Source organism: Streptomyces sp. NPDC055099, assembly GCF_053607685.1.
The window spans coordinates 1-11,756 of record NZ_JBSGUA010000042.1 but is presented as its reverse complement, the minus strand read 5'-3'; the positions used below and the strand labels follow the sequence as shown (position 1 = coordinate 11,756).

10 protein-coding genes are annotated in these 11,756 nt (G+C 70.9%); 6 read left to right on the top strand and 4 right to left on the bottom strand.

Features of this window, described 5'->3' with window-relative positions; all coding sequences use genetic code 11:
- Window positions 1-36: 36 nt before the first annotated feature.
- Window positions 37-1,026, top strand: coding sequence for a porphobilinogen synthase (gene hemB / locus ACWFRU_RS41525; RefSeq protein ID WP_453693949.1), 990 nt, complete (start codon window positions 37-39; stop codon window positions 1,024-1,026).
- Between the two features lie 86 nt (window positions 1,027-1,112).
- A complete protein-coding gene (locus tag ACWFRU_RS41520; protein ID WP_453693947.1) occupies window positions 1,113-2,090 on the top strand; it encodes a zinc-binding dehydrogenase in 978 nt (325 codons plus the stop codon).
- Window positions 2,091-2,113: 23 nt separating this feature from the next.
- On the opposite strand, the gene ACWFRU_RS41515 is transcribed toward ACWFRU_RS41520, so the two are convergent.
- Both ACWFRU_RS41515 and ACWFRU_RS41510 read right to left on the bottom strand, forming a co-directional pair.
- Entirely contained in the window at window positions 2,114-2,998 is an 885-nt protein-coding gene (locus ACWFRU_RS41515; protein WP_453693945.1) for an NAD(P)-dependent oxidoreductase, read from the bottom strand.
- Between the two features lie 175 nt (window positions 2,999-3,173).
- On the bottom strand, window positions 3,174-3,704 hold the full coding sequence (locus ACWFRU_RS41510) for a DUF4232 domain-containing protein (protein ID WP_453693943.1): 531 nt from the start codon (window positions 3,702-3,704) through the stop codon (window positions 3,174-3,176).
- Window positions 3,705-3,909: 205 nt separating this feature from the next.
- On the opposite strand from ACWFRU_RS41510, the gene ACWFRU_RS41505 reads away from it, so the two are divergent.
- Together ACWFRU_RS41505 and ACWFRU_RS41500 are read left to right on the top strand one after the other, a co-directional pair.
- Window positions 3,910-5,316 (top strand): helix-turn-helix domain-containing protein, encoded by a 1,407-nt coding sequence (locus tag ACWFRU_RS41505; RefSeq protein ID WP_453693941.1) that lies wholly within the window; start codon window positions 3,910-3,912, stop codon window positions 5,314-5,316.
- 106 nt (window positions 5,317-5,422) lie between these two features.
- Window positions 5,423-6,661 (top strand): aminotransferase-like domain-containing protein, encoded by a 1,239-nt coding sequence (locus ACWFRU_RS41500; RefSeq protein ID WP_453693939.1) that lies wholly within the window; start codon window positions 5,423-5,425, stop codon window positions 6,659-6,661.
- On the opposite strand, the gene argS is transcribed toward ACWFRU_RS41500, so the two are convergent.
- Window positions 6,658-8,427, bottom strand: coding sequence for an arginine--tRNA ligase (gene argS / locus ACWFRU_RS41495; protein WP_453693937.1), 1,770 nt, complete (start codon window positions 8,425-8,427; stop codon window positions 6,658-6,660). The two genes, ACWFRU_RS41500 and argS, sit on opposite strands and share 4 nt — an antisense overlap.
- Window positions 8,428-8,583: 156 nt before the next feature.
- On the opposite strand from argS, the gene lysS reads away from it, so the two are divergent.
- Both lysS and ACWFRU_RS41485 read left to right on the top strand, forming a co-directional pair.
- Window positions 8,584-10,338: a lysine--tRNA ligase gene (gene lysS / locus ACWFRU_RS41490; RefSeq protein WP_453693935.1), complete on the top strand. Its 1,755-nt coding sequence runs from the start codon at window positions 8,584-8,586 to the stop codon at window positions 10,336-10,338.
- A 217-nt stretch (window positions 10,339-10,555) separates the two neighbouring features.
- Window positions 10,556-10,765, top strand: a complete 210-nt coding sequence (locus ACWFRU_RS41485) for a hypothetical protein (RefSeq protein ID WP_453693933.1) — start codon at window positions 10,556-10,558, stop codon at window positions 10,763-10,765.
- A 22-nt stretch (window positions 10,766-10,787) separates the two neighbouring features.
- On the opposite strand, the gene ACWFRU_RS41480 is transcribed toward ACWFRU_RS41485, so the two are convergent.
- The coding region (locus ACWFRU_RS41480; RefSeq protein ID WP_453693931.1) for a DUF2637 domain-containing protein at window positions 10,788-11,756 on the bottom strand (969 nt) is incomplete at its 5' end.

Here is an 11,756-nt window from a genome sequence, read left to right as displayed (position 1 = left end):
CGGGGCCGGAATCTTTTCGTGAGGTGAGAGAGAACAGTGACCAAGTACGGATCGTTCCCCGGGGCCCGGCCCCGTCGCCTGCGGACCACCCCCGCCATGCGGCGCATGGTCGCGGAGACGCGGCTGCACCCGGCCGACCTGATCCTCCCCGCGTTCGTGCGCGAAGGGGTCAGCGCCCCCGTGGAGATCGGTGCGATGCCCGGCGTCGTGCAGCACACCCGCGACAGCCTGAAGAAGGCCGCCGTCGACGCGGTGGAGGCCGGGGTCGCCGGGATCATGCTCTTCGGGGTGCCCGAGGACGAGAAGAAGGACGGCGCCGGGACCGTCGGCACCGACCCGGACGGGATTCTCCAGGTCGCCCTGCGCGACGTGCGCGCCGAGGTCGGCGACGACCTCATCATCATGTCCGACCTGTGCCTCGACGAGTTCACCGACCACGGTCACTGCGGTGTCCTCGACGCCGAGGGTCGCGTCGACAACGACGCCACCCTTGAGCGGTACGCGGAGATGGCGCAGGTCCAGGCCGACGCGGGCGCCCACGTCGTGGGGCCGAGCGGCATGATGGACGGTCAGATCGGCGTCATCCGCGACGCGTTGGACCAGGTCGGCCACGAGGACGTCTCCATCCTCGCCTACACCGTCAAGTACTCCTCGGCGTTCTACGGCCCCTTCCGCGAGGCCGTCGGTTCGTCGCTCAAGGGCGACCGCAAGACCTACCAGCAGGACCCGGCCAACAGCCGCGAGTCCCTGCGCGAGCTGGCGCTCGACCTCGAAGAGGGCGCCGACATGGTGATGGTGAAGCCCGCGGGCCCCTACCTCGACGTCCTGGCGAAGGTCGCCGACGCCGTGGAGGTGCCGGTCGCCGCGTACCAGATCTCCGGTGAGTACTCGATGATCGAGGCCGCCGCCGAGCGCGGCTGGATCGACCGGGACCGGGCGATCATGGAGTCCCTGACGGGCATCAAGCGCGCGGGCGCGAACATGATCCTCACGTACTGGGCCACCGAGGTGGCGCGGCAGCTCTGAGGCCTTGACCTCAAGTTTGATTGAGGTTGCAGGGTGGTGTGCATCGACGTTCCGAGCGACGGGCGTCGACGTTCTGAGGAGGACGTATGCGCGCCGTTGTCCTGCATGAGTTCGGTCCCGCCGAGAACCTGACGTACGAGACCTGGCCCGACCCCGTCGCGGGGCCTGGCCAGGTGCGGATCGCCGTACGCGCGGCGGGAGTTCACTTCGTCGAGACCGTCATGCGGCGCGGCGACGCCAGCGACATGGCGCCGCCGCTGCCCGAACTCCCCGCCGTCTTCGGCGGGGAGGCCGCCGGAGTCGTCGATGCGGTCGGCCCCGGCGTGGACCCCGCGTGGCTCGGCCGGTCCGTCGTCACCCCGCGCAGCCAGCCCGGCGGGTACGCCGAACTGGCGGTGGCCGAACTCGCGCAGCTGCACGAGGTGCCCGACGGGCTCGGGTACGAGGCCGCCGTGACCATGGTGATGACGGGGGCGACGACCATGGGGCTGCTGGACGTCGCTCAAATCACCGCCGACGACGTGGTGTTGGTGACGTCCGCCGCCGGTGGCGTCGGACGGCTCGTGGTGCAGTACGCCCTGTCCGTGGGCGCGGTCGTGATCGGCGCCGCCGGTGGGGCCGACAAGGTCGAGGCCGTCTGGGAACTCGGCGCCGACCTCGCCGTCGACTACAACCAGCCCGGCTGGGCGGACCTCGTGCGGGAGCGCCTCGACGGGCGTGAGGTGAGCGTCGTACTCGACGGGGTGGGCGGCGAGAAGTCCGCCGCCGCGTTCGGGCTCATCGGCTGGGGCGGGCGGTACGTGGTCATCGGCTGGTCCTCGCAGGAAGGGTTCGAGCCGGACGCGGGGGTCGTGGAGCAGCGCGGCATCACCGTGACCAACGCGCTGATGCGGCTGATCGAGCACCCCGAGGACGGCCCCGACCGTGAGCGACGGGCCCTTGAGGCGGCGGCCAAGGGCGAGTTGGTGCCCGCCGTGCAGACGTTCCCGCTGGCGCGGGCCGCGCAGGCCCACGCGGCCATGGAGCGCCGGCAGACGACGGGGAAGGTCGTGCTGGTGCCGTAGTGGTTCCGGTTTCTTCGCGGGCCTCAGTCCTGCTTGAGCAGGGTCACCAGGCGGGAGAGGCCGTCGGCGCCGTACCCCTCGTCCACAGCACGGTCCAGGAGACCCTGGAAGGGGTCGAAGAGGTCGGTCCGCAGGCCCTGTTCGGCGTACGCCTGGAGGAAGTTGGGGAACGCCTCGCGGTTCATGGCGAGGTTCGACACGTCGGTGAGGTGCTGGTCATTGTCGACCGCCTCGGCCGTCTCCGGCACGATCGCCTGCGTCATCGCCCCGACCCAGTCCGTGAGCAGCGGCGCGAACTCCCGGGCCGGGATGCCCTCGCTGCCGATCAGCGCGAAGGCCTGCGCGACGCCCGCCGACATGCCGTACATGCCGGTGAGCAGGGCGAGGTCGTACAGGGCGGCGAGGCCGGGGTCCTTGCCGACCCACTTGGTCGCGGCCAGCGCGGTCAGGGTCTCGCGGTGCGTCTCGAAGGCCGCCTCGTCGGTGCCGCTGTAGAGGATGTACGCGGCGGGTGTCGCGATCATCTGGGGGACGGCCATGATGCCGCCGTCGATGTACGTGATGCCGTGGGACTCGGCCCATGCCGCCAACTCCCGTGCCTGGGACGGCGTTCCGTTCGTGAGGTTCACGAGGGTGCGGCCGGCGAGCGCTTCTGTCTCCGGCGCGAGCAGGGTGCGTACGTTGTCGTTGGTCGTGAGGCAGACGATGACGAGGGGCGCGGCCTCGATGGCGTCCCTCGCCGTGGCGGCCGGGGTGGCGCCCTGGGCCGCGAGGGGGCCCGTCTTGGCGGCGGTGCGGTTCCAGACGGTGGTCGGGTGGCCTGCCTTGATCAGCGCGGCGGCGAGGGCGGTGCCCATGAGGCCGAGGCCGAGGACGGACACGGGGGCTGCTGCGGGGGTGCCGGGCATGAGGGCTCCTTCGGAGGGGCGTTTTCGGGGGGTTGGGTACGCCTTTGATCCTTGCGGGGCCCTGCGGTGAGAACAAGTACGGACTATTTAGTGCGGTACTTACCTCCTGGTCAGTGAGGTGGGTGGGCAGGCGGCCCACCCACCTACAAGGGCCAGGCCTAGCGGGGGCGCCCCGTCACCAGACCAGCGCGTCCGACGCCGACGTCTGCCAGTACGTGACGAACGCCGAGCTGTCCACGTACACCCCGCCCTCCGGAAGCTTCGCCGCCGCCGGGCCGCCCACGCTGCCGTTCATCGCGCGGTTGGCGAAGTGGACGTCCAGCTTGTGGGCCTGGGAGCCTTCCGAGCCCTCGGGCGACGAGGTGCCGATGGCCGCGTACGCCGTCTGGCCCGGTTCGAGGGTGACGACCGCCTGGGGCTTGCTCGCGTCGAGCCACGGAGTGGCGGCCTGGCCCTCGTCGAAGCGGAGGAACGGGGCTCCGTACGCGTAACAGGTCTTCGTGCCCGTGTTCTTGGCCTTCAGGAGCAGGTGGTTGATGGGGCGCTCGACCTCCTGCACGGTGACCTTCGTGGTGGCCGCGGTGCAGGTGACCGGCGCCGACTTGGCGGCGGGGGTGGCGGCCGAGGCGGCGCCGCCGAGCGCGGTGAGCGAGAGGGCGGCGGTGAGGGCCGCGGACACGGCGGCGGCCTTGGTGCTGAGTCGCATGGCTGATCTCTTTCGGTGTGATGCGGGAGACGCGAGCCGCGCCGAGGGGCTCCCGGTCGCGGCGTGCTTGTATGGCCCAGAGCTTGTGCGGGGTTCTGTCCCGTTGGACAGCGTGGAACGGCAGTTGGGGGACGCCGGGACATTCGTACGGCTGTGATCTGCGGAAACTCCGTTCCCTGGAACGGATGGATGGGATGGAGAGAGCGTGGGGGCGGGCGATCTCGCGGAGTTGCTGCGGGAGTTGAAGGAGCGGTCGGGGCTCAGTTACGGGTCGCTGGCCAAGCGGCTGCATGTGTCGACGTCGACGCTGCACCGGTATGTGAGCGGGGCGGCCGTGCCGACGGAGTTCGCCCCCTTGGAGCGGTTCGCCCGGGTCTGCAAGGCCTCGCGGGAAGAGATGGTCGAGCTTCACCGGCAGTGGATCCTGGCCGACGCGTCGAGGGGCGACCGTGACCGCAAGGAGCCTCTTCCGGGGGCTTCTTCCGCGGTCGCGGCGTCCGAGCAGCCGGTGGTGGCCCCGGACCCCGCCGTCCCGGAGCCGGCGAAAGCCGCCCCGGACCCCGCCGACCCCGCCGAAGCCGGCGACGAGCACCCCGGCATCGTCATCGGCCGCGCCCCCACCGGTGCCAGGAGCGAGGGCAGGCGGCTCCCCCGGGCGCGGGTCCTCGTCGCCGCGGGTGTAGTCCTCGCCCTCGGCGCCACCGCAGTCGCCGTACAGGCCGCGTCCGGCGGCGGTGACCGCGACCGTGCCTCCGTCGACTCGCCCTCCCCGCACGGCGGGAGTGAGCCGGGCCCGGACGGCTCCGGGTCGCCGTCACCCTCGGCGAAAGAGTCCGGGAAGGGCAAGCCGGGCAAGGAAGCGAAGGGTTCCGACCGGCCGAAGGACGGGAAGGGCAAGGGCGACGGGAGCGAGGCCGGGGCCCCCGGCACCGGAGAAGGCGCCAAGGGCGGTGGTGGCACCGGCGCCGCCGAGGGCGGTGTCCCGGTCACCGTCTCCACCCAGCCCCAGTACTGGGATGAGCCCTGCGGCCACCCCTACCTCGTCGACAAGGACCCCGCCTCCCTCTCCCCGCCCCCCAACGAGCAGGACGCCCCCGGCTGGGTGGCCGCGAACGGCGCGGTCTCCGCGCGGGACCAGACCGTGAAGCTGACCGTGCAGGGCAAGGGCAAGGAAACCGTCGTCCTGGAGTCCCTGAACGTCCGCGTCGCCGGGACCAGCGCACCGCTCGCCTGGACCAACTACAAGATGGGCTACCTCGGCGTCGGCTGCGGAGGCAAGGTCCCCAAGCACTCCTTCGCCGTCAACCTGGACGCCTCGGTGCCGCGCCCGACCCCGCAGGAAGGGGAGAGCGGCTTCCCCTACAAGGTGAGCGCGAGCGACCCCGAGGCGTTCTTCATCAACGCCACCGCCAACACCCGCTACGTACGCTGGTACTTGGAGCTGGAGTGGTCGAGCGGCTCCCGGCGCGGCACGGTGCGCATCGACGACACGGGCAAGCCGTTCGCCACGAGCGGTGACAAGGGCCGTCCCGTCTACGGGTTCTCGCTCAACAGCAAGAAGTGGACGAAGACGAACCGCGACAACGACGACGTGCCGGACCCGCCTGCCTAGACGCGTCGCTCCGAACGGCGGGGGCGTCCGCATCCCGGAATGGTGCTTGTAAACGCCACGCAGGTCTTTACGCTGCCGGAACTGCCGGAAAACAAAGGAGCCGCAGATGACCGTCACCGACGCCCACATCCCCACCGGCCAGGACGCAGACAGGACCCAAGGCCCGGCCCCCGTACCGGAGTTCGCGGCCCGCGTCGCCTCCGTCGGGGGCTCTCCGGTACGGGACATCCTGGCGGTGACGGCGCGGCCCGAGGTCATCAACTTCGCGGGCGGGCTCCCCGCCCCCGGCCTCTTCGACAAGGCCGCCATCGCCGCCGCGTTCCACGCCGTGCTCACCGAGCAGCCCGAGCGTGCGCTCCAGTACGCCACGACCGAGGGCGAGCCCGCCCTGCGGTCCGCCATCGCCGCGCGCTTCTCCGTGCGGGGGCTCGCGACCGACGCCGACGACATCGTCGTCACCACCGGTTCGCAGCAGGCGCTCTCGCTGCTGGCCACGGCCCTCGTCGAGCCCGGTGAGGCCATCCTCGTCGAAAGCCCCTGCTATCTGGCCGCACTTCAGGCCTTCGGCTTCGCGGGCGCGCGGGTCGTGCCCGTGCCGTGCGACGAGGCCGGGATCGACCCGGACGCCCTCGACGAACTCGTCGCCCTCCACCGGCCCAAACTGCTCTACACCGTCCCCACCTTCCAGAACCCCACCGGCCGCACCATGCCCGCCGCGCGCCGCGCCGCGATCGCCGCCGTCGCCGCCCGCCGCGGACTGTGGATCGTCGAGGACGACCCGTACGGAGAGCTGCGCTTCGAGGGCGAGCGCGTGCCGTGGATCGCCTCGTACCCCGGCGCCGAGGACCGCACCATCCTGCTCGGCAGCTTCTCCAAGGTCATGGCGCCCGGCCTGCGCCTGGGCTGGCTGCGGGGCCCCGCCGCGCTGCTGCGGGCCTGCGCCATCGCCAAGCAGGCCGCCGATCTGCACACCCCGACCGTCAACCAGCTCGCCGCCGCACGGTACCTGGCGGACAACGACCTCGACGCGCACGTGGCGCATGTCGCGGGGGAGTACCGGGTGCACCGGGACGCCATGCTCGCGGGGATCGCGGACGCGCTGCCCGAGGGATCGAGCTGGCTGCGCCCCGAGGGCGGCATGTTCGTCTGGGCCAAGCTGCCCGACGGATACGACACCGGCGCGCTGCTCCCCGAGGTCGTCAAGCACGACGTGGCCTACGTGCCGGGGGCGCCGTTCTTCGCGGGCGAACCCGACCGGACCACCCTGCGGATGTGCTTCGTGACGCAGTCCCCCGACGAGATCGCCGAGGGACTGCGCAGGCTCAAAAGCGCGCTCAAGGGCTAGAGGCGCTCGGGCGTCCTGATGCCGAGGAGCGCCATCCCCTGGTGCAGGGTGCGGGCCGTGATGTCGCACAGGAACAGACGGTTCTCGACCTGCGCCGGGGTGTCCGCCTTCAGGACCGGGCACTTGTCGTAGAACGTCGTGTAGAGCGACGCCAGCTGGTAGAGGTACGCGGCCAGCTTGTGCGGCGCGTACTCCGCGGCGACCTCGGCGACCGTCTCCGCGAACTGGTCGAGGTGCAGCCCCAACGCCCGCTCGGCCTCGGCCAGTTCGAGCTCCGGGTGGGCCTTGGGGGAGACGTCGCCCGCCTTGCGCAGGATCGACTGGATACGGGCGTACGCGTACTGGAGGTACACCGACGTGTCGCCGTTCAGCGACACCATCTGGTCCAGGTCGAACTTGTAGTCGCGCACTGCCGACGTCGACAGGTCCGCGTACTTCACCGCGCCGATGCCCACCTGGGCGCCGCGCTCGGCGATCTCCTCCTCGGAGAGGTCCTGGGCCTTCTCGCGGACGATGGCCGACGCCCGGTCGATCGCCTCGTCGAGCAGATCGATGAGGCGTACGGTCTCGCCCTCACGGGTCTTGAACGGCTTGCCGTCCTTGCCGAGCACCGTGCCGAAGCCCAGCTGCACCGCCTTGACGTCCTCCGTCAGCCAGCCCGCCCTGCGAGCCGTCTCGAAGACCATCTTGAAGTGCAGGGACTGCCGCGCGTCCACCACGTACAGGAGAGTGTCGGCCTTGAGGTTGAAGACACGGTCGCGGATCGCGGAGAGGTCCGTCGCCGCATACCCGAAGCCGCCGTCGGACTTCTGGACGATCAGCGGGGACGGGTTGCCGTCCGGGCCCTTCACGTCGTCGAAGAACACGCACAGCGCGCCGTTCGACCGGACCGCGACGCCGGACTCCTCCAGCATGCGGCAGGTCTCCGCCAGCATGTCGTTGTAGCCCGACTCACCGACGATGTCCGCGTCCTCGATCTCCACGTCCAGCTTGTTGAAGACCGAGTAGAAGTAGACCTTCGACTCGTCCACGAACCGCTGCCAGATCGCGAGGGTCTCCGGGTCACCCGCCTGGAGGTCCACGACCCGGCGCCGGGCGCGCGTCTTGAAGTCCTCGTCGGAGTCGAAGAGCACCTTCGACGCCTTGTAGACGCGGTTCAGGCCGGACATGGCCTCCTCGCCCGCCTGCTCGGTGCCGTCGGCGGCCTCGTGGCCAAGCGCGTCCGGGTGCTCGATCAGATACTGCACGAGCATGCCGAACTGGGTGCCCCAGTCGCCGATGTGGTGGCGGCTGACCACCTTCTCGCCGGTGAACTCGAGGATCTTGACGACGGAGTTGCCGATCACCGAGTTCCGCAGGTGCCCGACGTGCATCTCCTTGGCCACGTTCGGCTGCGCCCAGTCGACGACCGTCGTGCCCGCCCGCTCGGCGTACGGCACGCCGAGGCGTTCGCCGTCGGCGGCGCGCGCGGCGAGGTTCTCGGTGATCGCCTTGTCGGTCACCGTCACGTTCAGGAAGCCGGGGCCCGAGACCTCGACGTCCTTCAGCAGGTCAGGGGCGTCGATCGCGTCCACGACCTTCGTCGCCAGCTCGCGCGGGTTCGCCTTGGCCTTCTTGGCGAGGGCCAGGATCCCGTTGGCCTGGTAGTCGGCCCGGTCGCTTCGTCGCAGCAGCGGGTCGGCGGCGCCGGCCTCCGGCAGGGCAGCCGAGAGGGCGTCCGCGAGGCGCTGGTGGACGGAGGCGGTGAGGGACGTGACCGAGGCCATGAATGGGTGCCGTTCTGCTCGGGTGCCTGGTTGCTGGAGGTCTAGAAATTCGAGTATCCCACGGGGTGAAAAGCGGTTTTCGCGGTTGCGGGTCGACCTGGGAGAATGACTCCGACAAGCGGTACTCACGTAGAAGAAGAGTTGAAGCAGAAAGGCGTGCCGATCGTGGCTCAGAGCACCGATACCACCGACTGGGTCTCCCGCTACGCGGACGAGGTCATCGCCGAGTCGGAGCGTCGTGCCCCGGGCAAACCGGTCGTCGTCGCCTCCGGGCTCTCCCCCTCCGGGCCGATCCACCTGGGCAACCTCCGCGAGGTCATGACCCCGCACCTCGTCGCGGACGAGATCCGGCGGCGCGGGCACGAGGTCCGCCACCTGATCTCCTGGGACGACTACGACCGGTACCGCAAGGTCCCGGCCGGCGTCCCCGGCATCGACGACTCCTGGGCCCAGCACATCGGCAAGCCCCTCACCTCGGTGCCCGCCCCGGCCGGTTCCGCGTACGCGAACTGGGCCGAGCACTTCAAGGCGGCCATGACCGAGGCGCTCGCCGAGCTGGGCGTGGAGTACGACGGGATCAGCCAGACCGAGCAGTACACCTCGGGCGTCTACCGCGAGCAGATCCTGCACGCGATGAAGCACCGCGGTGACATCGACGCGATCCTCGACCAGTACCGGACCAAGAAGGCCCCCGGGAAGGGCGGCCAGAAGCAGTCGCAGAAGCCGGTCGACGAGGCCGAGCTCGAGGCCGCCGAAGGCTCCGGCGCCGCGAGCGAGGACGACGGCAGCGGCGGCTCCAGCGGCTACTTCCCGTACAAGCCGTACTGCGGCGCGTGCGAGAAGGACCTGACCACGGTCACGTCGTACGACGACGAGAGCACCGAGCTCGCGTACGTCTGCGCGGACTGCGGCCACAGCGAGACGGTCCACCTCAACGAGTTCAACCGCGGCAAGCTGGTCTGGAAGGTCGACTGGCCCATGCGCTGGGCGTACGAGGGCGTGATCTTCGAGCCGAGCGGCGTGGACCACTCGTCTCCCGGGTCGTCCTTCGTGGTCGGCGGGCAGATCGTGCGCGAGATCTTCGACGGCGTGCAGCCGATCGGCCCCATGTACGCCTTCGTGGGCATCTCCGGCATGGCGAAGATGTCCTCGTCGAAGGGCGGCGTGCCGACACCGGCCGACGCGCTGAAGATCATGGAGGCGCCGCTGCTTCGCTGGCTGTACGCCCGTCGCAAGCCGAACCAGTCCTTCAAGATCGCCTTCGACCAGGAGATCCAGCGGCTCTACGACGAGTGGGACAAGCTGGACGCGAAGGTCGCGGACGGGACCGTCCTGCCCGCCGACGCCGCCGCGCACTCGCGTGCGGTGCGGACGGCTGCCGGTGAGCTGCCGCGGACGCCGCGTCCGCTGCCGTACCGGACGCTCGCGTCCGTCGCGGACGTGACGGCGGGTGCGGAGGACCAGACGCTCCGCATCCTGCGGGACCTGGACCCGACGGACCCGATCTCGTCCCTCGACGAGGCGAGGCCGCGCCTGGACCGTGCCGAGAACTGGATCACCACCCAGGTCCCGGCGGACGCCCGCACGATCGTGCGTTCGGAGCCGGACGCGGAGCTGCTTTCGTCGCTGGACGACGAGGGCCGTGAGTCGCTGCGGCTGCTCCTGGAGGGCCTGGACTCGCACTGGTCCCTCGACGGTCTGACGCATCTGGTGTACGGGGTGCCGAAGGTGCAGGCCGGGTTCTCCGCGGACGCGACGGCGAAGGAACTGCCGCCGGAGATCAAGGTCGCGCAGCGCTCGTTCTTCGCCCTGCTCTACCGCCTCCTGGTGACCCGGGAGACGGGACCGCGACTGCCCACGCTGTTGCTCGCGGTGGGCGCGGAGAGGGTGCGCAAGCTTCTCGGCGCGTGACGCTGGCCGCTTTGGCGGTACGGGGGTGGGGGCGGGGCCCAGTTGCTACTGGGCCCCGCCTCCTTCGCGTGGCGGGGACTGAACCGCCGCTTCGCGGCGGATTCTTCCCGCCCACCCACTCGATTGCCCCGGGGTAAACGGGCTGCACCCTTTGGACTACCGGGAGATCACTCCAGGGCAGGACGCCCAAGGCCCCGGGGCCAGAGATCGTGGCCGTATGAAGGAAATCATCGCCATCGTCGGATGGGTCGCAGGAATCCAGGGCGCGCTCGGCGCCGCCGGACGCCTCTTCGGGGACGAACCGTGGGGCCTCCTGCAGAAGTGGTGGGACGTGCCCACCCCCGCCTACCTGGCCCTGGCCGTCGCCGGCGCCGCCCTCGCCGTCTGGGGCGAGACCGCCAAGAAGCGCGACCGCGCCAGGGCGTGAGGCAACGGAGCCCCAGCCCCCGCTACGCGCTGTACTCGGAGTCCAGCTCCTCCTGGTAGCGGCTCCGGAAATCACGCAGGTACGGACGCAGCGTGCTCTCCGCCGGAGGACCGCCCGCCTGCCCGGTGACGCCGTACAGGTCCATCAAGTACAGGCCGAACTGCCGGGCGTTGGGATAGTCCCCGAGCTCGCTCACGTACTTGCGGAACGCCGCGAAGTACGCGTCGTCGCGCGAGACGTCGTCCGGCAGACCGGAAGCCTCGGGCAACGGCCCCAGCTCCTCCGGCCCCTCCGCACTGGCTTCACGGGCCTCACGCGCCTCACGGACCTCGCCTTCGCGGGCCTCACCCTCGGCAGCCTGCTCCTCCCGCGGCCCGGGAATCAGATGCTGACCGCCGAGCGGGCGGGTACGGCCGGGTCCCGCGGGCACCTGGAACTCCGGCTCGGCGGGAGCGACCCCGGCCCCGCTCTGCTCGTCGAAGTACGCCTGCTGCTGTTCCAGATACGCCTGCTGCTCGACGTACGCCTGCTGCTCCGCGTACGCCTGCTGGTCCGCGTACCACTGGTCGTGCGGCTCCTCAGGAACGTACGACGGCTGCTGAGCCGCGAACCACGGGCTCACATGCGCCCCCGGAGGCTCCGGCTGCTGCTCCTGCTGGGCCTGCTCCTGCGCTGCCTGTTCCTGCGGGGCCTGGCCCTGTGGCTGCCGCTCCGACTCGAGCTGCGGCACAGGCGGCGCCACCAGCTCCGGCTGCTGCGACTCAACCGCCCCCGCCACCGGCACCGGAGCGGGCGGCAGCAGCGCGGGCTCGATGCCGGCGGCCGCGAGCCCGGCGGGAGCGGTCTCGGCCAGCGGTACGCCGAAACGGGCCAGGCGCAGGGGCATCAGGGACTCGACGGGGGCCTTGCGGCGCCAGGAGCGGCCGAAGCGGGCCTGGAGGCGGGCCTGGTAGATGAGGCGGTCCTGCTCCAGCTGGATGACCTGCTCGTA

Coding starts and splice junctions, on each gene's coding strand:
- ACWFRU_RS41520 (WP_453693947.1), top strand. CDS start 1,113: ATGCGCGCCGTTGTCCTGCATGAGTTCGGTCCCGCCGAGAACCTGACG.
- ACWFRU_RS41515 (WP_453693945.1), bottom strand. CDS start 2,998: ATGCCCGGCACCCCCGCAGCAGCCCCCGTGTCCGTCCTCGGCCTCGGC.
- ACWFRU_RS41510 (WP_453693943.1), bottom strand. CDS start 3,704: ATGCGACTCAGCACCAAGGCCGCCGCCGTGTCCGCGGCCCTCACCGCC.
- ACWFRU_RS41500 (WP_453693939.1), top strand. CDS start 5,423: ATGACCGTCACCGACGCCCACATCCCCACCGGCCAGGACGCAGACAGG.
- argS (WP_453693937.1), bottom strand. CDS start 8,427: ATGGCCTCGGTCACGTCCCTCACCGCCTCCGTCCACCAGCGCCTCGCG.
- ACWFRU_RS41485 (WP_453693933.1), top strand. CDS start 10,556: ATGAAGGAAATCATCGCCATCGTCGGATGGGTCGCAGGAATCCAGGGC.